The sequence below is a fragment of the Polaromonas sp. CG_23.6 genome (genome assembly GCF_029892315.1).
GTDB lineage: Bacteria > Pseudomonadota > Gammaproteobacteria > Burkholderiales > Burkholderiaceae_C > Polaromonas.
The window spans coordinates 3,464,377-3,488,182 of sequence record NZ_JARXUY010000001.1 but is presented as its reverse complement, the minus strand read 5'-3'; the positions used below and the strand labels follow the sequence as shown (position 1 = coordinate 3,488,182).

Sequence of the window (23,806 nt, the reverse complement as noted above, 5' to 3'; positions counted from 1 at the left end):
TTCATGGCCATGAACACCACCTCCGAATTTGCCCAACGCCTGACTACCCCGCAAATTATTCTGGCTCCCGGCGTATACGACGCCCTGAGCGCCCTCGTGGCCGAGCAGGCCGGGTTTGAGGCGCTGTACCTGTCCGGCGCCTCCATTGCCTACACACGCCTGGGCCGCTCCGATGTGGGCCTGACCACTTACAGCGAGGTAGAAGACACCCTGGCGCGCATCACCGAGCGCGTGCGCACCCCCGTCATCGTCGATGCCGACACCGGCTTTGGCAACGCGCTCAACACCCAGCGAACGGTGCGCGGCTTCGAGCGCGCGGGCGCGGCCATGGTGCAGATCGAGGACCAGGGCTTTCCCAAGCGCTGCGGTCACCTCGACGGAAAAACCGTAGTGCCCGTGGCCGAGATGTGCGGCAAGCTCAGGGCTGCCGTGGATGCACGCCACAGCGCCAACACCCTGATCCTGGCCCGCACCGACGCGCTGGCTGTCGAGGGGATCGATGCCGCGTTTGACCGCGCCGAGGCCTACCTGGCCTGCGGGGTCGACGCGCTGTTCATCGAAGCCCTGCGCACCCCCGAGCAGATGGATGCTGCATGCCAGCGCTTTGCCCACCGCATCCCGCTGCTGGCCAACATGGTCGAGGGTGGTAAAACCCCGGTGCAAAGCGCGCAAGAACTGCACCAGCGAGGTTTTCGCATTGCCATTTTTCCGGGCGGCACGGCCCGCGCAGTGGCGCACACCTTGCAGGCCTACTACGCCAGCCTGCACACCCACCAGACCACCTCGCCGTTCAAGGAGAAGATGTTGGACTTTGATGGCCTGAACGCCCTGATCGGCACACCTGAATTGATGAAGCAGGGCAGGCGCTACGAGTCGGCCTGAAAACGGCAGTTGCGTACGCCCTTCCTTTGCATTGATTGCAACGCAGGCACGGCATGACGCAGGAAATGGGTTGGACGTTCCTGCCTGGATTCACATTGACCACTCAAAGCCAGCAGGAACGCCCCGTATGAAGGTTGGGGTATTAAGGGTTGACTTGGCCAAACAGGGTCTTCAACTCAAGGGCAGTGCGCGCCATGCCGAGTCGACCCTCAGCATGAGCGGCATCGCGACAGGCAAACTCAGACGTTCATCACCGCCACCGAGCGCACGTTGAGGTAGGCCTCCAGCGCTTCGGGTCCGCCTTCGGAGCCGTAGCCGGAGTCCTTGATGCCGCCGAAGGGCATTTCGGCCGACGGCATGGCGGGCATGTTGATCCACAGCATGCCGACTTCGACGTGGCGCGCCAGCAGATCAGCGTTCTTTAGCGAGCGCGTGAACGCATAGCCGGCCAGGCCGAAGGGCAGGCGGTTCGCCTCTGCAATCGCTTCATCGAGCGTATTGAAACGCTGGATGGCGGCCACCGGGCCGAAAGGTTCATCGTTGAGTATCCTGGCACCCTGCGGCACGTCGGCCAGCACGGTGGGCTGCCAGAAATTACCCGACTCGCCAATGCGCATGCCACCGGCCAGCAGCGTGGCGCCACGCTCGACTGCATCCTGGGTGAACTCGGCCATCGCGGTGATTCGGCGTGCGTTGGCCAGCGGCCCCATCTGGGTGCCTTCGCTCAAGCCGTCGCCGACGCTCAATCCCTTGGCGTGCGCAACCATGGCGTCAGCGAACGCCTTGGCAATGCTTTCGTGCACCAGAAAACGCGTGGGTGAAATGCACACCTGACCAGCATTGCGGAACTTGGCGCCGCCGGCGGTCTTGACCGCCAGCGCCACGTCCGCGTCCTCGGCCACGATCGCGGGCGCATGGCCACCGAGCTCCATGGTGCAGCGCTTCATGTGCTGCCCGGCCATGGCGGCCAGTTGCTTGCCCACCGGCGTGGAGCCGGTGAACGTGATCTTGCGTATCACCGGGTGCGCAATCAGATAGCTTGAAATCTCGGCTGGATTGCCGTAAACCAGGCCCAGCACGCCGGGTGGAAGGCCGGCGTCGGCAAACGCACGGATCAGCGCTGCCGGCGCGGCCGGGGTTTCCTCGGCCGCCTTGACCAGAACAGAGCAGCCGGCCGCCAATGCCGGGCCAATCTTGCGCACCACCTGGTTGATCGGAAAATTCCACGGCGTGAAAGCAGCAACCGGTCCGACCGGGTCTTTCAGCACCATCTGGCGCATGGCAAGGCTGGTGCGCGAGGGCACGATGCGTCCGTAGACGCGAAAGCCTTCTTCGGCAAACCACTCGATCAAATCAGCCGCCGCCATGGCCTCGCCTTTTGCCTCGATCAGCGGCTTGCCCTGCTCCAGGGTCAGCACCTGCGCGATCTCGCCCGCGCGCTCGCGCATCAGGCCTGCAGCCTTGCGCATGATCTTGCTGCGCTCGGCAGGCATCATGTCGCGCCAGGTCTCGAAGCCTTTTTGCGCCGCTTGCAGCGCCTGGTCCAGCTCGGCCTTGCCAGCATGCGCCACGCAGCCTATCTCTTGGCCCGTGGCCGGGTTGAGAACGGCCAGCGTGCGGCCGTCGCTCGCGTCCAGCCAGGCGCCGTTGATAAAAAGCTGGGTATCGGGATAGGTCATGGGATGTCTCTTTTGCCAGGTGTTGTTGTCAATGTCAGCTATTGTCGCGTCCATAAGCATGGGCGAGCCAGGCAACGCCAGAGAAATAGACTTTGGCCGTTAATTCCCGGAACGTTTCAATTTGCCATGTAACTGGAGTCATTTCCAGGTTTTAAATTGAAAAAAATTGTAGCTTTTTACAGCCGTTTATTTATAGCGGCAACTTCAAGGCTGTTAAATCAGTCGTGTCGGCACTTATAAAAAGACAGTGATTTTTTGCCGCCACCTATCGGCGATAGTAATTAACCCATACAAGAAATAAAAGTGTAATTATGGAAGCCTTTTACACTTTATTTCACAAACTGCTTGTCCAGCTTGCGGGCTAAAGTCCGCCGGTGCATACCTAGGCGGCGGGCAGTTTCCGAGATGTTGAAGCCGGTTTCAGCCAACGTTTCATGGATGCGCTCCCACTCCAGCGTTTTAATCGACGTAGGGCGGTTGGTTAGCTCGACCTCGACATTGCCTGAAGCGCGGGTGAAGGCTGCTTCGATGTCATCCGTGTTCGATGGCTTGGCCAAATAGTGACAGGCACCGAGCTTGATGGCTTCGACCGCCGTGGCAATACTGGCAAAGCCTGTCAGCACAACTATGAGCATTTCCGCATCATGGGCATGCAGAGTTTGCACACAGGCTAACCCTGATGCTTCGCCATTAAGTTTGAGATCCACCACCGCAAACTCGGGGCTGTTGGTGACAAGTAGTGTTTTGACTTCGTCGTGGCTGCTAGCGTGTTGCACGGCGTATCCCCTGCGTTCAAACGAGCGGCTCAAGGTACGTGCGAAGGCAGCATCGTCTTCGACAATCAGCAGTGATGGGTTGTCCTCTGCCAACGGAAGCTGTGCCAGTATTTGTACCGGTAAAGTGGCAGGAACAGCGTCAGGAATTTTATCTGTCATCACGATCTTCATTGGTGGTGCTGTTCAACACCATGGCGGTCAACGGCAGTCTGATGGTGACACAGGCACCGCCTTCCCGGGAATTGGTCGCAGTGACCACACCACCCAAAGTGCGCGCCACATTGACCACCAAAAATAAACCCAGCCCACCACCGGGCCGACCTTTACTGGAGTTGTAGGGTTTGCCAAAATGCGCCAGCGTTGCGGGCGCAAAGCCTGGGCCCCGGTCAGTGCAACGCAGTACCAAGTCGCCGGCTTCATTGGAAACCATCAAGTGAAGCCACTGGCTGGAGGATTCCAGAGCGTTATCAAGCACATTGAAAATCATCTGCTTGACAGCCGAGTCAGACACAACGGGCATGTCGTGTCCAAACTGGTTGTCGTAATGCAGCGCCGCGCGCACGCGGGTGTGTCGCCACTCTTCGACCAAACCGTCCATGAAGGTGGTGATGGTCGTAGCCGCCGAGGACTCACCACGTGTCTCGCCCGCCGACAGCAAAATGCCGCTAACAATGGCTTTGCAACGCTTGAGTTGGGTTTCCATCTCGATGACCTCTTGCAACAGTTCGGCGTTCGTTGTGAAAGCGGGCATACGGCGCCAGTCACCCAGGATGACGGCCAGCGTAGCCAGCGGCGTGCCCAGCTCATGCGCTGCGCCGCTGGCGAGCAGTCCCATGCGCACGATGTGCTCTTCTTCCGCCGCGCGTTGGCGCAAGCCAGCCAGACGAGCGTCCTGCTCGCGAAGGTTTTTACCGATGCGTGTGATGAAGATCACCAGTAGCACGGCGTTCAACACAAAACAAATCAACGTACCCTGAATGTACAAACCTGGCAAGCCGTACGCATGGTCCGGAGGCAGGGCCAGCGGTTGGGCAAATCCGGCGAGCGCCACAAAGCAAGTGGCGGTAATGACAAACAGGCTCCAGACAAACGAAGGTTTTAGAAGCACAGCGCCTAGCGTGACCTGCAGCAGATACAAAAACACAAAGGGATTGCTGGCCCCGCCGCTTAAATAAAGCTGAGCGGTGAGAACCGCTACGTCTACCAGCAGCGACACAAACAGTTCGCGGTCACTGATTTCGCGGCGCGTGCGCCAGCGCAGCAGGCTGACGATGTTGAACGCCAGCAAGATGGCCAGCGCAGCCAGCATCATCCGTGTTGGCAGTGGAATTCCAAGCCCGTAAAACGCGAACTCGATGGTGACGACCTGTCCAATGACAGCGATCCAGCGCAACTGGATCAGCAGCAGCATGTTCTTGCGGCCAGTGACGTCGCTCAGGTTATCTGACAACCGCCCTTCGGTACCCGTGTTGGCGATGCTGCGAGCATCAGGGCGCTTGGTCTGCCGCGTTGGCGTTGCGAGGGTGGTCATGATGCCTTGCATTTTGCAGCGCCAAGCCAATGGCTGCACCCGCGACCATCAATGCCAGTGCATACCAGGTCAGTGCGTAGACCAGATGGCTGTTGTGAAAGGCAATCACGGTCAGCCCGCCGACAGGAAAAGCTGGTTCAGAAGGGGTAACTGCAGAGGCTGCATCGGCATCCACAAAATACGGTGCCACCCGGCGCAGGCCACGCGACTGGGCAATGGCCGCAACATCGCGCGAAAACCAGCGCTCGGCGACAGGGTCGTTTGAGCGCAAGAATCCGCCCCCCGGCTCTGTCAGCCGGAGCAGGCCCGTCACCGTGACATTGTTGGCGTCGGCGCCAGGGGCCGCAATGTCAGGCAGCGCGGGAGTCCACTGCGGCGGCACAAAGCCGCGATTGACCAGCACCACGCTGCCGTCTGCCAACTGCAATGGCGAAAGAAGCCAGAAACCGCTGCCGATATTTGTGACGGCTTGAACGCGAACGTCGCGGCCCACAATAAAGCGACCCGTGAGCTGCACATGGCGATATTCGTCGTTGGCTGCGTTCACCCGAGGCCAATCTGGCGAGGCGGGCGCGTTGGCTGCAGTGGCCGACACCCGCTGGTTCACGCGCTCAATCAGATCAAGCTTCCATGCGCGGCGCTGGACCTGCCAGGTGCCCAACGAAACGAACCCGATGAAGAGCACCAGCGCAATCAGCGCCCAGCTCAATTGCAGCATCCGTCGCTTGACGCCTGGCTGCCGGGTCGTCGTCATGGCATGTTTTTCATCTCTTGCATGGTGTGCGGCATCATGTTGGTGTTCAGGTGGTACATCACCCAGATTGACCCGCTGAGCATGATGACCAGAAGCACTACGGTGAATGCCAGAGCCAGCAACGACCAGCCGCCTTCTGAGCTTGTGTTCATGTGCAGGAAATAAACCATGTGCACCACAATTTGTACCGCTGCAATGGCCAGAATGACCAGCCCGGTGATGTTCGAGTTGGGCAGTACTTTGCCCATCACGAGCCAGAACGGGATGGCCGTCAGTATGACTGCCAGCACAAAGCCGGTCATATAGCCCTTAAAGGTGCTGTGACTGGCCCCGCCGTGGTCGTCATCGTGATCTTGATCTTGATCGTGACCATGGTCCGTGTGGCCGGTGGGGTTCAAGTCCAGCGTGTTGGTGTGTTGCGCAGAGGTCATGGCAGTGATCCCATCAGATAAACAAAAGTGAAGACAGCAATCCAGACCACGTCCAGAAAGTGCCAGAACATCGACAGACACATCAGGCGACGGCGGTTATCCGCGACTAAGCCGCCCCGGTGCACCTGCACCATGAGGACGACCAGCCACACGAGACCGAAGGCGACGTGCAAACCGTGCGTGCCCACCAGCGTGAAAAAGGCAGACAAAAACGCGCTGCGTTGCGGTACCGCGCCCTCTTGAATCAAATGCGCAAACTCGTACATTTCCAGCCCGATGAAGGCGCAACCCAGCAGGCCCGTCACCGCCAGCCAAGCCAGCACGGGTTTGACGCGGCGCCGCTGCATCTCCAGCATGGCAAAGCCGAAGGTGATGGACGACAGCAGCAGCATGGAAGTGTTGAGCGCAACCAGCGACAAATCGAACAGCTCGACACCTGACGGCCCCGCCGCGTAGCTGCGGCCGACCACGGCATAAACCGCAAAAAGCACTGCAAAAATCAGGCAGTCGCTCATCAGGTACAGCCAAAAGCCCAACAGCGTGCCGTTTTGGGGGTGATGTTCCTTTGGCAGATAGAACTGCATGCTGTCGGACGTTTTGGCGCTGGCGTCATTGCCGCCAAGGGCGGCATGGGTCACAGGAAGAGTTGTTGCTGTCATATCAATTGGCCACTAAACGGTTGAGTTCCTGGGTGCGAAGCCCCTCGATGTGGACGACCTCGTCCACAGCGATGTGGTAATCGCGTTTGTAGTTAAAGGTATGCGCGATGGAGACCGCAATCACTGCCGCAAACAACAGTGCTGCCAGCGCCCACATATGCCAGATCAGCGCAAACCCCATGGCAGTGGCAAGGCCTGCAATCACGATGCCGGCTGCGGTATTTTTGGGCATGTGAATCGGAATGAAACCGCTCACGGGCCGCTGGTAGCCGCGCTTTTTCATGTCAGACCATGCGTCGTTGTCATGCACCACGGGGGTGAACGCAAAGTTGTAGGCGGGTGGGGGCGACGAAGTGGACCACTCCAGCGTCCGACCATCCCAGGGGTCACCGGTGTGGTCGCGCAAGGATTCACGCTTGCGAAAGCTGACAAAGAACTGCACAAAGGTTGACATGATGCCAATGGCAATCAGCGCCGCGCCAAAACCGGCAATGATGAACCAGATTTGCAGCGAAGGGTCGTCAAAGCGGCTCATGCGGCGGGTCACCCCCATCAGCCCCAGCACGTATAACGGCATGAAGGCGAAGTAAAAACCGGTGAACCAGAACCAGAACGACATCTTGCCCCAGAAGGCATCGAGCTTGTAGCCAAAAGCCTTCGGAAACCAGTAGTTGATGCCCGCCATGGCACCAAACACCACCGCGCCAATGATCACGTTGTGAAAGTGAGCGACCAGAAACAGGCTGTTGTGCAGCACGAAGTCGGCGGGTGGCACGGCCAGCAGCACACCCGTCATGCCGCCGATGGTGAAGGTGACCATGAAGCCGATCGACCACAGCATGGGCACGTCAAAGCGGATGCGACCCCGGTACATGGTGAACAGCCAGTTGAAGATTTTCGCCCCGGTGGGAATCGAGATGATCATGGTGGTGATGCCAAAGAAGGCGTTCACACTGGCCCCCGAGCCCATCGTGAAGAAGTGATGCAACCACACCACGTACGACAGAATCGTGATCACCAAGGTAGCGTAAACCATGGAGGTGTAGCCAAAAATACGCTTGCCGCTGAAGGTGGCCACGACTTCCGAGAACACGCCGAACACGGGCAGCACCAGGATGTAAACCTCGGGGTGGCCCCAGATCCAGATCAGGTTCACGTACATCATGGCATTGCCGCCGAGGTCGTTGGTGAAGAAAGCAGTGCCAATGTAGCGGTCCATTGACAACAGGCCCAACACGGCTGTCAACACGGGGAACGACGCGACAATCAAAATGTTTGTGCACAGCGCTGTCCATGTGAAGATAGGCATCTTCATCATGCCCATGCCAGGCGCGCGCATCTTGACGATAGTGACCAATAAATTAATGCCTGACAAAAGCGTGCCCACGCCTGCCAACTGCAGCGCCCAAATGTAATAGTCAACACCCACGCCGGGGCTGAACTGAATGCCTGACAAGGGCGGGTAAGCGAGCCAACCGGTTTGACCAAACTCACCGATGAACAATGACATCATGACCAAAATAGCACCGCTGGCGGTCATCCAGAAACTGAAATTGTTCAGGAACGGAAAGGCCACGTCGCGAGCGCCAATTTGCAGCGGCACGACAAAGTTCATCAGTCCAGTGATCAGCGGCATGGCCACGAAAAAGATCATGATCACGCCGTGTACGGTGAACAACTGGTCGTAATGGTGAGGCGGCAAAAAGCCTTCAGAGCCATTGAAGGCCATGGCCTGCTGCGCCCGCATCATCAGTGCATCAGTGAATCCGCGCAGCAGCATGATCAGACCCAGCACGCAGTACATGATGCCGATTTTCTTGTGGTCAATGCTGGTGAGCCAGTCATGCCACAGTGTTCCCCACACTTTGAAATGCGTCAGTGCCGCCACAAGCCCGAGACCACCCAGTGCCACCCCGATAAAGGTCGCCAGGATGATGGGGTCATGGTAGGGCAGGGACTCCCAGGTAAGGCGTCCGAAAATGAACTTCGTAAGGTCGAATGTTTCAGTCATGAGATAGATGCTGCAGTTAATTCACAACGGGATAGTCGGTGCTGAGGTCGCGTACGCTGCACATGGCGGCAACGTACTTTTTGCCTGGGTCGCTGATTAATGCGGTAGCTGAGGTGCTGGAGGCCAGGTTGAACGTGCCGGGCTTGCCCATGCCGCCGCTTGCGTCAATGGCCATCATGTCTTCCATGCACATTTTGTTGGCTTCCACGCAGCGGTTGACGATGGCCTTGTACAGGCCAGGATCAATCGAGGCGTAGCGCTGTACAGGGTCGCGCTCGCTGGGTTTTTCCAGCACAAGGTATTCGGCACGGGTCAACTGTTTGCCGCTGGCCTTGTTGGTGGCCACCCATTTATCAAAATCAGCAGTGGTCAAGCCATGGAATTTAAAGCGCATGCCATTGAATCCATGGCCACTGTAGTTGGCCGAGAAACCATCGAACTCTCCCGGCTTGTTGATAACGGCACTGAGCTTGGTTTGCATGCCGGGCATGGCGTAGATTTGCCCCGCCAATGCAGGAATGAAAAATGAATTCATGATGGACGACGCAGTAATCTTGAACTGGATCGGACGGTCAATTGGCGCCGCCATTTCGTTAACCAACGCGATGCCCTGCTCGGGGTAGATGAACAGCCACTTCCAATCCAGCGCAACCACCTCAACCACCAGCGGTTTAACGTTCTCAGGCACGGGCCGGTTGGCGTCAATGCGGCCCAGCGGACGGTAAGGGTCCAGGGTGTGGGTGCTGATCCAAGTGATGGCACCCAACGCAATGATGATCAGTAGCGGTGCTGCCCAGATCACCAATTCAAGTTGGGTAGAGTGGTCCCAGTCAGGCCGATAGTCAGCCTGGGTGTTTGCCTTGCGATAACGCCAGGCGAATAGCAAAGTGAGCACAATCACCGGCACGATGATGAGCAGCATTAACCCCGTAGAAACGAGGATCAGGTTACGCTGCTGAATGGCAATATCCCCGGAGGGATTCATGACCACCCAGTTGCAGCCTGATAGCAAGGCTACAGCTGTGATCGGCAGCAGCCGAAGCCACTTTAGGGAATTCTTAATGGTTAACATGCCACACTTAATGAAGATTTTGTTAGGGTGAGAGGAGAATTTACGCCTGAATACTCGTCTTCACCATTGGACGTTTTGTCCTATGTCAATATTTACGCTTTTATGAGAACCTCTTCACTGTTGAACAATACAGATTCCGACTGAAACACGAGCCCGCATGACGCCCAACATCAACACCCAAGACATCGCTGCACCGGGCACTGCCCATGACCCAAGGGAGGCCGTTGCCAACGAACACACGATTGCGCCCAGTGAAATAGCGGTCGGCGTCATTTTGGGTCGCGCCTCCGAATACTTCGATTTTTTTGTCTACGGCATCGCGTCCGTACTGGTGTTCCCTGCCGTGTTTTTTCCGTTTACTGATGGACTACAGGGCACTTTATGGGCGTTCGTGATTTTTTCGTTCGCCTTTTTCGGTCGCCCTATCGGCACTCTGGTATTCATGGCCATCGAAAAGCGGTATGGACGCGGCGTCAAACTCACCGCAGCTTTGTTTTTGCTTGGCGTTTCCACCGCCGGCATTGCCTTTTTGCCCAGTTACGCCTCAATTGGTTTCACGGCTATCGTGCTGCTGTCGGTCCTGCGCTTTGCACAGGGTATTGCCTTGGGCGGTTCGTGGGACGGCCTGTCTTCATTGCTGGCAATGAGCGCCCCCAAGGAACGCCGGGGTTGGTGGGCCATGATTCCGCAATTGGGCGCGCCCTTGGGATTCATGATCGCTGCGGCACTGTTCTGGTACTTGAGTTCCCAGTTGTCGGCGGCTGACTTCCTCGATTGGGGCTGGCGTTATCCTTTTTATGTGGCGTTTGCCATCAACGTGGTGGCTTTGTTTGCGCGTCTGCGTCTGGTGGTCACGCACGAATACGAAAAGTTGCTCAAAGACAATTCATTGGCGCCCAGCAATGTCGGCGAATTGATCAAGGCCAGAGGCAGCAACCTGTTTATCGGCGCGTTTGCTTCACTGGCAACTTACGCTTTGTTCCACTTGGTGACCGTTTTCCCTTTGTCTTGGATAAAGCTTTATTCCAACCAGTCGGTCAATGATGTGTTGCTGGTACAAATTGTTGGCGGCGCTATTGCCTTGGTCGGCGTGGTGGCGTCGGGGCTTATTGCCGACCGCTTTGGTCGCCGGAACACCTTGGGTTCACTGGCCATCATGATCGGCTTGTTCAGTTTTGCAGCACCTATGCTGTTGGGCAGCGACGTGTTCGGCGAAGACCTGTTCATTCTGGTCGGATTTGCGCTGCTGGGCTTGTCTTATGGACAAGCGGCCGGGGCAGTAACTTCCAACTTTGAACCCAAATTTCGGTATACCGGTGCGGCATTGACATCTGATTTGGCTTGGTTGATTGGAGCAGCCTTTGCACCCCTTGTGGCTTTGGGCTTGTCAGCGCAATTCGGTCTTGGCTTCATGGGCGTGTATTTATTCTCGGGCGCTGCCTGTACGCTGGCGGCTTTGCGGATCAACAGCGCGCGTGAGTTGCGCGGTTGATCACAACGTCAAAGGCTGCAAATTGTTCAAGCACAGGCGCGGCGCGGCGCCTAATACGAGCAGATCTGCTTCAGGCCTATGGCAGCATCGCAGTGGCCCGTTCCGACCTTGCACAATTACTTTCTTGGTACAGCACTTATAGGCCGCACTCAAGCCTGGATTGCATTACCCACAAGCAAGCCAACCTATGTGTCTATGGTGTAAATCCTCATCGAGTAACCCGGCTCGGATAAACCACGACAGATTCTGTCTTTGGGCGCTCGATTTCATCGAATGAATCTTCTGGTGGCTGGCGAAGTATTGGGGCTCGAAGCTGCTGCGAGTTTTTAATTTCTTCCTCAATTCTGGCAATTCTTTCCGAATACATTTTTGCCAGTGCCGCATGGTGTTCTGCTGCTGCCTGATGTTCCACCCAGGCCAGATTCGCTTCTTCAAGGTACTCGAGTGACCTGCGAATATGCGTTTTAGTGCGTGGTCCGAAAAAACGGAATCTCATGACATCCTCCTGTCGAGGTGCGACGAAGCGGTTTTAAAACACAATTCCAGTCTGGAAATTATTTGTCCAGACTGTCGAACCATGAATAACTGCCTGTTCAGGATTTGTCAATCAGACGGGTCTGATTTGCATGGTTATATGCCAAGGGTATTACGCCCCAAGTGCTTGCCGCAATTTGTCGGTAGTGGTCTCAGGCAAGCAGTGCTTTTTGGATGTCAGCATCACAAAGTAATCAAGCAAATATGGGTCGAAAACCATAACGCACAGGCTTGAACAATCACAGGGTTGCCTTGGGTCGGTCAAGCCGTTTTGATGAAATCTATGCCGCTGTGAGCAGGGTTTTGGGTGTTTTTGCTGCGGGTGGTGCCTCTCCATCCATGGACAACTCGCCGCCCAGTGCTTCAAGCAGGTCAGGAATCAGGGCCGACAACTCGCCTGTAACGATCGCGGCGTCGGTGTCAAAGCCATCATCGTCCTTGCCGTTTTCCTGCACTCCGTCAAGCACCACGTCGAGCAGCTTGACTTTCTTGACTTGGGCCATGTCGGTCAGCACGAACGACACCCGCTCGTTCCAAGTCATGGCCAGCTGCGTGGGCACTTTGCCCGACGCAATGTGCTCGGCCACTTCGTCGATTTCCAGCGTGTGGCGTGAATAGCGGACTGTTGACTTCTGGTCGTCAGGCATTTTGAGTTCGCAGTCGCGGTCGACGGTGAAACCGACGGGCGCTTCGCGGCTTGCCAGCCAATGCGCCATGGCTGCACCCGCCGCCATCGCGGTCTGCACCGGCTTGGCCATCAGGCCGGGGCGTGACCCGGGAATTTCGCTCAACGCTTCGATCAGCTGGCTGACCACCTTGTCGGCACCGGCCAGGCTGGCAGAATCAACGACGAGGAACTTGTTGTCCGGGTCGATCCATAACGTCGTCGATGACCGCTTGGTGAAGGCGCGCGGCAACAGGGCCTGCATGGCTTCTTCCTTGAACTCTTTCTTGATCTTGGCGCTGGCGCGCTCGCGGCCGGTTTCCTGCTTGTATTTTTCAACGCGTTCCTCCACCTCGGCTTTGACGGCAGAGGCGGGTACCGGGCGGCGCTCAATGCTCAGCCGCAAAATGACCTGCGTGCCCACGGTTTCGACCATTACGGCGCTTTTGTTGCCACGCGGCGGCACCCAGCCGACCGATTCGGGCTGCGTTGCGCCACAGGGCATGAATTGGGCGGTCTGAAGCACCTCTTCCAGCGCTTCAAGCGGTGGCAGGACAAAATCGGTGGCAATGCGAAAAAAGGAAGCGGATTTGAACATGGGATTTCAGTATCGGAAGATTCTGGTGAAAAGGGGGCCAAAAGGCATTGCCAACGGCGAGAGCCGAAGCTAAAAAGCGGTCATCAGTGAGTGCGAAAGCAAAGCCTGAAATTTTAAGCCCGGGCTGCTTGGCTGAATGTGAACAGTTTGGGATAAAACCCCGCCTGGAAGGTCAGGAAACATCCCGCACATGAATGCCGAAACTGCCCTTGCGCCGGTCGTTAAAGTAGCATTCCAGCGTCTCTTTGACGGTTCTAAATGCAATCTCGTCCCACGGGATTTCAGACTCGGTGAACAACCTGGCTTCAATGGTTTCGTGGCCGGGATTGAAGTCGGTGCTCAAGAGCCGGGCTCGGTAATAAAAATGGACCTGGCCCACGCGGGCCACATTCATGACGCTGAAGAGGTCCTGCATCTCATACTGCGCGCCCGCTTCTTCGTCGGTCTCGCGGGCGGCACCTTCTGCCGTGGTCTCGTCCATTTCCATGAAGCCGGCCGGCAGGGTCCATTTGCCCCAGCGTGGCTCGATATTGCGTTTGCACAGCAGCACCTGCCCGCCGTCCTCGCCCCACACCGGCACCGTGCCGACGACGTTCAGGGGATTTTCATAGTGAACGGTGTTGCAGGCCGGGCAGACGCCTCGCTGCTTGGTGTCGCCGTCATCAGGCAAGCGATAAACCACGGCGGTGCCACAGACGCGGCAGTGTTTCAGAGGGGGGCGGTGCATCAAATGAGTGTAGCGGCTTTGGCGTTTGTTTTGGATTTACGGCAGCCTTCAGGGCTTTGACCTGCTTCAAAAAACATAGCTGAGAACGCAAGCTGATAAAGCGCAAGCAGCATGAATAGTCTTGAGAATTCAGTCTTGTCGCACGGGTTTGAAGAGTTTGCCTGACACCTGAGGGTTGCCATTGCAGCCGCATCCGGCAACAGGCTTTGTCGCTCAGGAAAGCTTGATGCTCAACGGCTCCAGGCCTGCGACGCCGCCCGTCAGGGTGTCGCCTTTCACCACAGCCGCCACGCCTTCGGGGGTGCCGGTATAGATCAGGTCGCCGGGCTGCAGTTCCCAGGCGGCTGAAAGGTGCTCGATCGATTCGGCAATCGACCAGATGAGCTTGGACACATGGCTTCGCTGCCGGTCCTGGCCGTTCACCTGAAGATGGATTTCAGCATGCTCCACATCGCCGGCCTGGGCTGCAGGCGTGATCGGGCCGATGGGCGCGGAATGCTCGAACGCCTTGCCGATGCACCAGGGACGCCCCTGTTTCTTCATCTCGTTTTGCAGGTCGCGGCGCGTCATGTCCAGGCCCACCGCATAGCCAAAAATGTGATCCTGCGCATCGGCTGCCAGGATGTTCTTGCCGCCTTTTCCAATGGCCACCACCAGTTCGATTTCATGGTGCAGGTTGTGCGTCAGGCTGGGGTAGGGGACGCTGGCCTGGGTGCCGGCGTCCACCGCAACGATGGCATCTGCGGGCTTCAGAAAAAAGAACGGAGGCTCGCGTCCGGTAAACCCCATTTCCTTGGCATGTTCTTCATAGTTGCGGCCGACGCAATAAATACGGTGGACTGGAAAGCGATCTTCCGTGCCCACGACAGGCACTGAAACGATGGCGGGTGGAGTGACGACAAAACCCATGGCGAAAATTCCTTGACAAATCTGCGCCCGGACCTACGGCCGGGCGTTTGGGAAAATGAGAAACAAACAGGCGGTGCTGGCAACAGGCCCGCTGCGCAGTGTGACACGGTGGGCGCAATCAAAAAAGTTCCACTGCTAACCCTCCGTCGATGGCCTGGCGCTATTCAAGCCTGATACCGCGCGTCTGGATGATATTGCCCAGAATGGCAGTTTCGTCCTTGAGCCGGCTGCGCAGACCGTCAGGCGACGTTCCGACGGCTTGCCAGCCTTGCGCAAAGAGCTTTTGCCGCGTGTCGGCATCGCGCATGATGCGCGGCACCTCTTGGGCCAGCCTTGCCTGCGCGGCGCTGGACAGGCGGGCCGGCCCGATCAGTGCGGTCCAGACTTCCAGGTTGACATTTTTCAAGCCAGCCTCGGTCAGTGGCGGCACGTCAGGTGCGAGCAGGCTGCGACCGCCTGTCAGGCCAATCGCCCGGAGCTTGCCTGAGCGGATGTGCGGCAGGGCGATGCCGGGCGGTATCAGCGCCATCTGGATCTGACCGCCCAGCATCGCCGTGACCACCTGCGGATTGCCCGAATATGGAATATGCACCGGCATCAAGCCGCTCGAGCGCTGCTTGACCAGTTCCATGCCCAAATGGCCGACCGATCCGTTGCCGACAGACCCGTAGTTCCACTGATTGCCCGCTTGGTGCGCCGCCGTGAAGAATTCGGCTCCGCCCGGAAGGCTGGCTGGCGCGACCAGCATCAGCGGCGCGGTGGTGAGCAGCGAGATGGGCGCAAAGTCTTTGGCCGGGTCGTAGGGCAGCATGGCATAAAGCTGCTTGGCGGAGGTCAGGTTGCCGTTGATGACGACGCCCAGCGTGTGGTCGTCAGTGGCCTTGGCGACCAGGTCTGCGGCAATATTGCCCGACGCACCTACCCGGTTTTCGATAATGACCGGCTGGCCCAAGGCCCGAGACAAAGGCTCGGCCAGCGTTCGGGCCGACATGTCGGGGGTTGATCCTCCGGGAAAGCCCACCAGAATGCGGACCGGCCGGGTTGGCCAAGCTGATGCGGTCCCCGCTTTTTTATCGGTGTTTTGCGCTGTTGCGCTCATGGATGCGGCGCATGCAACTATTAAAAAAGTAGTACGCACGGCATGCGTCGAACAAACGCGGCCAAGCCGTTTGAACCGGCTGGGTATCAGGTCAGGAAGCTTCATTATTTTTTAACGCAGTCATTCATCAGACGGATTCCATTGCCAGATTGAAGTGTTCCACCGTGGGGGGGCTGGCAAAGAAAGGTCCGACAATCGCCCGCCAGTCGGCAAACGCAGCCGACTCGCGAAAATCGACGGTGTGGTTTTCCAGAGTTGCCCAGCGGATTTGCAGCAGGTAGCGCTCGGGGCTTTCAATGCCCTTGAATACCTGGTAGCCCTGAAATCCCTTGGCATGGGCAATCACGGTATGAACGCCACGCGCGATGGCCTCGTCAAAGGCGGTCTGCTGGCCGGGGTGGATACGGATATCGGCAAGTTCAAGAATCATCAAAGCTCCAGTGAATGTTGTGATCGCAAAGGTCTAACTCTAGCGGCAAATTTCATCCAACAGGGCCCTGCGTGTCTTTATTCAGCGCGCTTACGTTGAAGCCAATTGAAAAATCGGTTGTGAGCGATGCCATTTTTTGAAAGGGGGATGATTTGTGTCGGCTTTGGTGGTTTCTGCAAACCCGGCCTGACTGAATTCATATTCACGTGATTTATCGAGTCGCCTCCCGCACGGTCCAAAAAGCAACAAGCACTGTCCCGGTTTATGCTTTCATCCATGAAGCTGCACAACTATTTCCGTTCTTCTGCGTCGTTCCGGGTCCGTATCGCGCTGGAACTCAAGGGTCTAGCGTACGACTATGTGGCGGTCCAGCTGACCAAAGACGAGCACCTCAAAGCGCCGTACGCGTCGCTTTCTGCCGACCGCCTGGTGCCGCTGCTGGAAGTGGAGGGTGAAAAGCTGTCGCAGTCGATGGCCATCATCGAATACCTCGATGAAATGCATCCAAAGCCTGCACTTCTGCCGGCCGACGCTCGGGGCCGCGCCAGGGTGCGGGCGCTGGCGCAGACAATTGCCTGCGAGATTCATCCGCTCAATAACCTGCGTGTGCTCAGGTATTTGGCGCGCGAGCTGCGTGTCAAGGACGAAGAAAAATCCCAGTGGTATCGCCATTGGTGCCGCGAAGGGCTGGACGCCTTCGAGCGGCAACTGGCCGGCTTGCCCGCCTCGGTCTATTGCCATGGCGAAACTCCCACACTGGCCGACTGCTGCCTGGTGCCGCAAATTTACAATGCCTTGCGTTTTGAGGTGAGCATAGAGGGCTTGCCGCGCACCATGGCCGCCTACCATGCGTGCATGGCGCTACCCGCTTTCCAGAAGGCCCAACCGTCATCCTGTCCTGACAGTCAGGCCTAGATGTCTGGCCGTTTTCACCCTGACTGGCTGGTCCCCGACTGGCCCGCACCGGCTGGCATCAAGGCGGTGTTCACCAGCCGCGCCGGTGGCGTTTCAACCGTGCCGTTCGACACCATGAACCTGGGCAGCCATGTGGGTGACCTGCCTGTATCGGTGGACGCCAACCGCCAGCTGCTGAAGCGTGCCACAGGCGTTGAGCATGCTGTCTTGCTTGATCAGGTGCATGGCAACCGGGTGGAACTGCTGGACCCGACCACGCCGAACGGCCAGCTTGCCGATGCCTGCATGACGCTGCATCGCCAGCTGGCCTGCACCGTCATGGTGGCCGATTGTCTGCCGGTGCTGCTGGCATCACTGGACGGCACCCGGGTTGCTGCCGCCCATGCCGGCTGGCGGGGGTTGGCCGGCAGCGGTGATGCCGCAGGGCAGGGCGTCATCGAGTCGGTTTATGCGTCTTTTAGTGCTCCTGCGCAATACCAGACTGCACAAGATGCTACAAAAATAATAGCTTGGCTGGGGCCGTGCATAGGGCCTGCGGCGTTTGAGGTGGGCGAAGAGGTGCGGGCCGCCTTTACCGCGCGGCAGCCGCAAGCCGCGCATTGCTTTACCGCCATCGCGTCCGGTAAATACCTGGCCGATCTGCCAGCCCTGGCCCGCCTTCGGCTGCAGGCACTGGGTGTCACGCAGGTATATGGAAACGACGGCAGTGCGCCTTGGTGCACCGTTGGCAATCCCTCAAGGTTCTTTTCCCACAGGCGCGATGCCGGCATCCCGGGGAACGGCTTCGGTACCACCGGGCGCATGGCTGCCTGCATCTGGCTCGACGGCTGAAGCACTTGTTTGATCGACTCCCTGGCGGGTAGACGCCAGATGATGTGCCCGTGCCTCGGCCTCGCGTTTTTTAATGGCCTTGTTGCGCTTGGGCGCGCCCATCAGGTAAACCACCAATAGCACAGGTCCTATGCCATAGAGTAAAAGGGTGACCAATGCGCCCAGGACGGTGCCATTGCTGCTGGCGGCTTCGGCTGCGCTCATCATCAACACGACATACATCCACGCGATTACAACCAAATACATAGTGAATTCATTCTTTCGTGTCAGGATCTAAAAAGTAATTGATAGGATACTGGCTGCAACTAATTGGCGTTTGCCAGCACACTGCATCACCGAGGAGACATTGATGAATTCTGAACTCAACTGGACAATGACGACCCAACAAATGCAGGAGACCCTTGGAGAAGGTATCAAGCAGGCGATGTCGTCCTTCGGAACCGGGACTGCCCCCGGCTTTCCAGCCATGGACTTGTCGGTGTTTAAGTCGCTCGCACCGTCCCAGCCCTCCATCACGTTCGAGCCCTCCAAGCTGCTTGAGCTTCAGCAGCAGTACATCGCCGGCGCATCGGCTCTCTGGAACATGGGCCTGAGTGCAGGGGACGAAACAGCCAAACCAGCCGACCGGCGTTTCTCGGATCCCGCCTGGCAGGCCAGTCCGGTGTCAAAATTCCTTGCCTCTGCTTATCAGCTCAATGCCACGACCCTCATGGGTCTGGCCGAAGCCGCCGAAAGCGATGCCAAGACCAAGTCGCGACTGCGTTTTGCGGTCGAGCAGTGGATGGCGGCTTCAGCTCCCAGCAACTTTCTGGCGCTGAATGCCGAAGCGCAGAAAAAAGCCATTGACACCAAGGGCGAAAGCATCGCAAAGGGAATAGCGAACATGCTTCACGACCTGAAGCAGGGCCATGTGTCGATGACCGATGAAAGCATCTTCGAAGTCGGGAAAAACGTCGCCACCACTGAGGGTGCCGTTGTATTCGAAAACGAGTATTTCCAATTGCTCGAATACAAGCCGCTGACAGACAAGGTCTATGAAAAACCCTTCCTGATGGTTCCGCCTTGCATCAACAAGTTCTATATCCTGGACCTGCAGCCTGAAAACTCCCTGATCCGCTATGCCACGGCGCAAGGTCACCGGACCTTCGTGATGAGCTGGCGCAACCCGGACCAGTCCATGGCGGGCAAAACCTGGGATGACTACATCGAGAACGCACCCATCAAGGCTATTGAAGTGGTGAAGGAAATCACCGGTGCCGACACCATCAATGCCCTGGGTTTCTGTGTTGGCGGCACCATTTTGAGCACGGCGCTGGCGGTGTTGGCAGCCCGTGGCGACAAACCGGTGGAAAGCGTCACGCTGCTGACGTCGTTGCTGGACTTCAGCGACACCGGTATCCTGGATATCTTCATTGACGAAACGTCGGTCAAGTACCGTGAAGCCGAAATGGGCAAGGGCGGCCTGCTCAAGGGCAAAGACCTCGCTTCCACTTTCAGCTTCCTGCGCCCGAATGACCTGGTCTGGAATTATGTGGTCGGCAACTACCTCAAGGGCGAAACTCCGCCGCCGTTTGACCTGCTCTACTGGAACAGCGATTCCACCAACCTGCCAGGACCGTTCTATGCCTGGTATTTGCGCAATACGTATTTTGAAAACAACCTGATCAAGCCCGGGAAAATGGTGGTTTGCGGCGAAAAGGTCGATCTCGGCAAGCTAGACATGCCGTTTTATCTTTATGGCTCGCGTGAAGACCATATCGTGCCGATTGGCGGCGCCTATGCGTCAACCCAGGTTTTGCCAGGCAAAAAGCGCTTTGTCATGGGCGCATCCGGCCACATTGCGGGCGTGATCAATCCGCCCGCCAAAAAGAAGCGCAGTTACTGGACCAACGACCAATTGACGTCCAGCCGCACGGCGGGCGACAAATACCCGGCTTCGCAGGTTGACTGGCAAAAAAATGCCACCGAGCATGCTGGCAGCTGGTGGACGGACTGGTCCGACTGGCTGCAGAGCCACGCCGGCAAGCAGATTGCGGCGCCGAAGACTTATGGCAGCCGCAAATTCAAAGCCATTGAACCTGCGCCCGGCCGCTACGTCAAGGTCAAGGCCTGATTCAGCCAAAAACCGTATTTCAGGCTTTCCAAGCCTGGCAGGTTTTATCTATTTCAAATGGTTTAGTTCAACAGCACCCAGGTGCATCCCTGGTTTTATAAAGGAGACAACATGGAAGATATCGTTATCGTGTCAGCAGGCCGGACCGCCGTCGGAAAATTCGGCGGCTCGCTGGCGAAAATACCGGCCACCCAACTGGGCGCTGCCGTGATCAAGGCCGTACTGGAGCGCTCGGGCTTGAATGCTGAACAGATTGGCGAAGTCATCATGGGCCAAGTGCTTGCTGCAGGCGCAGGCCAGAACCCGGCACGCCAGTCCGTGCTCAAGGCCGGATTTCCCCAGGGCATTCCAGGCCTGACCATCAACGCCGTCTGTGGTTCCGGCCTGAAATCGGTCATGCTGGCGGCCCAGGCCGTGGCAACCGGCGACAGCGAAATCGTGATTGCCGGCGGCCAGGAAAACATGAGCGCCTCGCCGCATGTCCTGAACGGTTCACGCGACGGTCAGCGCATGGGCGACTGGAAACTGGTCGATACGATGATCGTCGACGGCTTGTGGGACGTGTACAACCAGTACCACATGGGTATCACCGCAGAAAACGTTGCCAAGAAGTACAACATCAGCCGGGAAGCCCAGGACGCGCTGGCGCTGGCCAGCCAGACCAAGGCGGCTGCAGCCCAGGATGCGGGAAAGTTCAAGGACGAAATCATCCCCGTTTCGATTCCCCAGAAAAAGGGTGATCCGGTGGTTTTTTCGTCCGACGAGTTTCTCAACCGCAAGACCAGCGCCGAAGGGTTGGCAGGCTTGCGCCCGGCCTTTGACAAGGCGGGCGGCGTGACTGCGGGCAATGCCTCGGGTCTGAACGACGGCGCTGCGGCGGTCATGGTCATGACGGCGAAAAAGGCTGCAGCCCTGGGCCTGACGCCATTGGCCCGCATTGCCAGCTATGCCACGGCCGGCCTGGACCCTGCCTACATGGGCATGGGGCCCGTGCCTGCCTCAACCAAGGCCCTGCAGCGCGCAGGCTGGAACGTGCAGGATCTGGACCTGCTGGAAATCAACGAGGCGTTTGCCGCCCAGGCTTGTGCTGTGAACCAGGAAATGGGCTGGGACACCAGCAAGGTGAATGTCAATGGTGGCGCGATCGCCATTGGTCACCCGATTGGCGCGTCCGGCTGCCGCATTCTGGTCACGTTGCTGCACGAGATGGTGCGGCGCGATGCCAAAAAAGGCATTGCCAGCCTGTGTATCGGCGGAGGCATGGGGGTTGCCCTCACACTGGAACGCTGAAAATCAGGTAAAACAGTGCTTCGCGCTTACCAGCAGGGCGTAAGCAGCTATTAGAGTAATAGCAAGAGTTTTTAACAAATCCAACGATCCCAGGAGAAGACAATGAGCAACAAAGTAGCGTATGTAACCGGTGGCATGGGTGGTATCGGAACCGCCATTTGCCAGCGACTCGCCAAGGATGGGTATACCGTGATTGCCGGTTGCGGCCCCACGCGAGACTTCACCAAATGGATCGACGAACAAAAAGCATTGGGTTATTCATTCCACGCTTCAGTCGGTAACGTGGGGGATTGGGATTCCACAGTGGCCGCGTTCGACAAGGTCAAGGCAGAGCATGGTCCGGTCAGCGTGCTTGTGAACAATGCAGGCATCACCCGCGATGGGCAGTTCCGCAAGATGAGCAAGGCCGACTGGGATGCCGTGATCTCGACAAACCTTGACAGCATGTTCAACGTGACCAAGCAAGTCATCGAAGGGATGGTTGAGGCCGGGTTTGGCCGTGTCATCAACATTTCGTCGGTCAATGGCCAGAAGGGCCAGTTTGGCCAGGTGAACTATTCCACCGCCAAAGCCGGCTTGCATGGCTTCACCATGGCACTGGCCCAGGAAGTAGCGTCCAAAGGCGTCACCGTCAACACGGTTAGCCCGGGCTATATCGGCACCGACATGGTCAAGGCGATCCGCCCTGAAGTGCTTGAGAAAATCGTGGCCGGCGTGCCTGCCAAGCGGCTCGGACAACCGGAAGAAATCGCATCCATCATTGCCTGGATTGCATCAGACGAAGGTGGTTACGCCACGGGCGCTGATTTCTCGTTGAATGGTGGCTTGCACATGGGTTGATGGCTTGAAGGCCCTGGCTTTCAAATGAAAAAACCCGCTTTCGAGCGGGTTTTTTCATGGGGGACCGAACTTGGTTTTTGATGGAACTCATGTGTTCTAAATCCATTTCAAGTGGAAACAAGGAACTATTTTTTGACAGTCTTTGCATCAGCCGTGTCGCCTTCGTAAGTTGCGCCTCCCACTGTCATGCCTTCGGCAGAAAACTTCGCTGCAGTTTTGCTGCCCACGCCCTTGATGCGCCCCCTGAAGTCTTCCCAGTTTTTAAACTGGGATTTGCTTCGCTCGGCAACAATCAACCGGCTGGTAGCCGGCCCAACACCCTTGATTCCGTCGAGTTCCGCTTCGCTGGCCTGGTTAACATCAACCGCGGCAAAAGCTGTTGCCAGGGGAAGCGCCATGAAGAAAATCAGGAATTGTTTCAGCATTGGAAACCCTCGAACTGAAAGCGCAGGCTTAGGCATTGAGGCATGAAAATCAAGCAATTTCAATGCAGTAAGGTCTGTGATGTGGACATGATTCGGAAAATTTCCTGACCGAATAATTCTGAGATTTAAAAAGCTGCTATTTTTTACCATTGCCTAGCCACTGCATATAAGCAGCAACCCCGGTTTGCACGTCAGCGAACACATGTTCGCACCCTGCCGCGCGCAATGCGCTCAAATCGGCCTGCGTATAACTCTGGTACTTGCCGACGAGTGCCTCGGGGAAACCAATGTAATCGATCATGCCCCCGCGCACGGCCTCTTCAAGACTCAATGGATCCGCATTCTGGGCTTGGCGCAAGGTGTTGACGACGGCAGTCGCGACATCATTGAAGGGTTGGGCGCGGCCTGTCCCGAGATTGAAAATGCCGGAATGTTGAGGATGATCGAAAAACCAGAGATTCACGTCCACGACATCGTCAATGAAGACAAAATCGCGCATTTGCCCACCCGGTCCGTAGCCGCCGTAGTCGCCAAACAGTTTGACTTTGCCCTCCGCCTGGAACTGGTTGTACTGGTGAAAAGCCACGCTGGCCATCCGGCCTTTGTGTTGCTCGCGTGGGCCATAGACATTGAAATAGCGAAAACCTGCAACCTGCGTTTGCGCATTTTCAAAAGTGTTGCCGAGCTCGCGTCGAAGATGCTGGTCAAACAGCAGCTTGGAGTAGCCGTAGACATTCAGCGGTTGCTCAAATTCCGGAGACTCGCTAAAGGTATCCGAGCCGCCATACGTGGCAGCTGACGAGGCATACAGCAAACGGGTGTTCTGGCTCTGGCAGGCGCGAAACAGCTCGCACGACAGCGTGTAGTTGTTGGCCATCATGTATTTGCCGTCGAGTTCCATGGTGTCGCTGCAAGCGCCCTCATGAAACACTGCCTCGATGTGTCCGAAGGCACCTTCAGCAAACTGGCTGTAAAAATCGTCAGAATCAATATAGTCAGCAATTTTCAGGTCGGCAAGGTTGCGGAATTTGTCACCCTGCGTCAGGTCATCCACTGCAATGATGTCATCAATACCGCGGGTATTCAGTCCCTTGACCAGATTGCTGCCTATGAAACCGGCAGCGCCGGTGACTACGATTTTCAT

The 23,806-nt window shown here is 57.4% G+C and carries 23 protein-coding genes; 7 read left to right on the top strand and 16 right to left on the bottom strand.

Annotation, left to right across the window (positions count from 1 at the left end; genetic code table 11):
* The first annotated feature begins 9 nt into the window (after window positions 1-9).
* On the top strand, window positions 10-882 hold the full coding sequence (locus H4V98_RS16525) for an isocitrate lyase/PEP mutase family protein (RefSeq protein ID WP_196864881.1): 873 nt from the start codon (window positions 10-12) through the stop codon (window positions 880-882).
* Between the two features lie 239 nt (window positions 883-1,121).
* On the opposite strand, the gene H4V98_RS16520 is transcribed toward H4V98_RS16525, so the two are convergent.
* The 8 genes from H4V98_RS16520 to cyoA all read right to left on the bottom strand — a co-directional run bounded on the left by H4V98_RS16520 (window position 1,122) and on the right by cyoA (window position 9,795).
* Window positions 1,122-2,561 (bottom strand): NAD-dependent succinate-semialdehyde dehydrogenase, encoded by a 1,440-nt coding sequence (locus tag H4V98_RS16520; protein WP_280757717.1) that lies wholly within the window; start codon window positions 2,559-2,561, stop codon window positions 1,122-1,124.
* 329 nt (window positions 2,562-2,890) lie between these two features.
* Complete coding sequence (locus H4V98_RS16515) at window positions 2,891-3,496, bottom strand: response regulator transcription factor (protein ID WP_196864886.1); 606 nt, start codon at window positions 3,494-3,496, stop codon at window positions 2,891-2,893.
* A complete protein-coding gene (locus H4V98_RS16510) occupies window positions 3,486-4,868 on the bottom strand; it encodes an ATP-binding protein (RefSeq protein WP_196864879.1) in 1,383 nt (460 codons plus the stop codon). Before H4V98_RS16510 ends, H4V98_RS16515 begins: the two co-directional genes overlap by 11 nt.
* Entirely contained in the window at window positions 4,825-5,622 is a 798-nt protein-coding gene (locus H4V98_RS16505) for an SURF1 family protein (RefSeq protein WP_196864878.1), read from the bottom strand. Before H4V98_RS16505 ends, H4V98_RS16510 begins: the two co-directional genes overlap by 44 nt.
* Entirely contained in the window at window positions 5,619-6,053 is a 435-nt protein-coding gene (gene cyoD / locus H4V98_RS16500; protein WP_196864877.1) for a cytochrome o ubiquinol oxidase subunit IV, read from the bottom strand. The genes H4V98_RS16505 and cyoD overlap by 4 nt, the downstream gene beginning before the upstream one ends.
* A complete protein-coding gene (gene cyoC / locus H4V98_RS16495) occupies window positions 6,050-6,637 on the bottom strand; it encodes a cytochrome o ubiquinol oxidase subunit III (RefSeq protein WP_231374881.1) in 588 nt (195 codons plus the stop codon). Before cyoC ends, cyoD begins: the two co-directional genes overlap by 4 nt.
* 76 nt (window positions 6,638-6,713) lie before the next feature.
* A complete protein-coding gene (gene cyoB, locus H4V98_RS16490; protein ID WP_196864875.1) occupies window positions 6,714-8,723 on the bottom strand; it encodes a cytochrome o ubiquinol oxidase subunit I in 2,010 nt (669 codons plus the stop codon).
* Window positions 8,724-8,739: 16 nt separating this feature from the next.
* The gene (cyoA, locus tag H4V98_RS16485; protein WP_196864874.1) at window positions 8,740-9,795 is read right to left on the bottom strand and encodes a ubiquinol oxidase subunit II; all 1,056 of its coding nucleotides are present in this window, start codon (window positions 9,793-9,795) and stop codon (window positions 8,740-8,742) included.
* A 157-nt stretch (window positions 9,796-9,952) separates the two neighbouring features.
* Between cyoA and H4V98_RS16480 the strand changes: the two genes are divergently transcribed.
* Entirely contained in the window at window positions 9,953-11,287 is a 1,335-nt protein-coding gene (locus H4V98_RS16480; protein WP_196864873.1) for an MFS transporter, read from the top strand.
* A 208-nt stretch (window positions 11,288-11,495) separates the two neighbouring features.
* Here the strand turns inward: H4V98_RS16480 and H4V98_RS16475 are convergent, their stop codons facing one another.
* The 6 genes from H4V98_RS16475 to H4V98_RS16450 all read right to left on the bottom strand — a co-directional run bounded on the left by H4V98_RS16475 (window position 11,496) and on the right by H4V98_RS16450 (window position 16,248).
* On the bottom strand, window positions 11,496-11,783 hold the full coding sequence (locus H4V98_RS16475) for a hypothetical protein (RefSeq protein WP_196864872.1): 288 nt from the start codon (window positions 11,781-11,783) through the stop codon (window positions 11,496-11,498).
* Window positions 11,784-12,102: 319 nt separating this feature from the next.
* Window positions 12,103-13,083, bottom strand: coding sequence for a recombination-associated protein RdgC (locus tag H4V98_RS16470; RefSeq protein WP_196864871.1), 981 nt, complete (start codon window positions 13,081-13,083; stop codon window positions 12,103-12,105).
* A 172-nt stretch (window positions 13,084-13,255) separates the two neighbouring features.
* Window positions 13,256-13,810 carry an NUDIX hydrolase gene (locus H4V98_RS16465; protein WP_196864870.1) on the bottom strand — a complete coding sequence of 185 codons (555 nt, stop codon included), beginning with the start codon at window positions 13,808-13,810 and terminating at the stop codon, window positions 13,256-13,258.
* 213 nt (window positions 13,811-14,023) lie between these two features.
* Complete coding sequence (locus H4V98_RS16460) at window positions 14,024-14,719, bottom strand: fumarylacetoacetate hydrolase family protein (protein WP_196864869.1); 696 nt, start codon at window positions 14,717-14,719, stop codon at window positions 14,024-14,026.
* Window positions 14,720-14,879: 160 nt separating this feature from the next.
* Complete coding sequence (locus H4V98_RS16455; RefSeq protein ID WP_196864868.1) at window positions 14,880-15,818, bottom strand: tripartite tricarboxylate transporter substrate-binding protein; 939 nt, start codon at window positions 15,816-15,818, stop codon at window positions 14,880-14,882.
* 127 nt (window positions 15,819-15,945) lie between these two features.
* A complete protein-coding gene (locus tag H4V98_RS16450) occupies window positions 15,946-16,248 on the bottom strand; it encodes an antibiotic biosynthesis monooxygenase family protein (RefSeq protein ID WP_196864867.1) in 303 nt (100 codons plus the stop codon).
* Between the two features lie 276 nt (window positions 16,249-16,524).
* Between H4V98_RS16450 and maiA the strand changes: the two genes are divergently transcribed.
* The 5 genes from maiA (at window position 16,525) to phbB (ending at window position 22,237) form a co-directional block, all read left to right on the top strand.
* Window positions 16,525-17,163 (top strand): maleylacetoacetate isomerase, encoded by a 639-nt coding sequence (gene maiA / locus H4V98_RS16445; protein ID WP_196864866.1) that lies wholly within the window; start codon window positions 16,525-16,527, stop codon window positions 17,161-17,163.
* Complete coding sequence (gene pgeF / locus H4V98_RS16440) at window positions 17,164-17,994, top strand: peptidoglycan editing factor PgeF (RefSeq protein WP_196864865.1); 831 nt, start codon at window positions 17,164-17,166, stop codon at window positions 17,992-17,994.
* Window positions 17,995-18,343: 349 nt separating this feature from the next.
* On the top strand, window positions 18,344-20,107 hold the full coding sequence (gene phaC / locus H4V98_RS16430) for a class I poly(R)-hydroxyalkanoic acid synthase (protein ID WP_196864864.1): 1,764 nt from the start codon (window positions 18,344-18,346) through the stop codon (window positions 20,105-20,107).
* 111 nt (window positions 20,108-20,218) lie between these two features.
* Complete coding sequence (locus H4V98_RS16425) at window positions 20,219-21,397, top strand: acetyl-CoA C-acetyltransferase (protein WP_196864863.1); 1,179 nt, start codon at window positions 20,219-20,221, stop codon at window positions 21,395-21,397.
* Between the two features lie 102 nt (window positions 21,398-21,499).
* Entirely contained in the window at window positions 21,500-22,237 is a 738-nt protein-coding gene (gene phbB, locus H4V98_RS16420; protein ID WP_196864862.1) for an acetoacetyl-CoA reductase, read from the top strand.
* Window positions 22,238-22,362: 125 nt separating this feature from the next.
* Here the strand turns inward: phbB and H4V98_RS16415 are convergent, their stop codons facing one another.
* Together H4V98_RS16415 and rfaD are read right to left on the bottom strand one after the other, a co-directional pair.
* Window positions 22,363-22,662, bottom strand: coding sequence for a helix-hairpin-helix domain-containing protein (locus H4V98_RS16415; RefSeq protein ID WP_196864861.1), 300 nt, complete (start codon window positions 22,660-22,662; stop codon window positions 22,363-22,365).
* Window positions 22,663-22,798: 136 nt separating this feature from the next.
* Window positions 22,799-23,806, bottom strand: a complete 1,008-nt coding sequence (rfaD, locus tag H4V98_RS16410; protein WP_196864860.1) for an ADP-glyceromanno-heptose 6-epimerase — start codon at window positions 23,804-23,806, stop codon at window positions 22,799-22,801.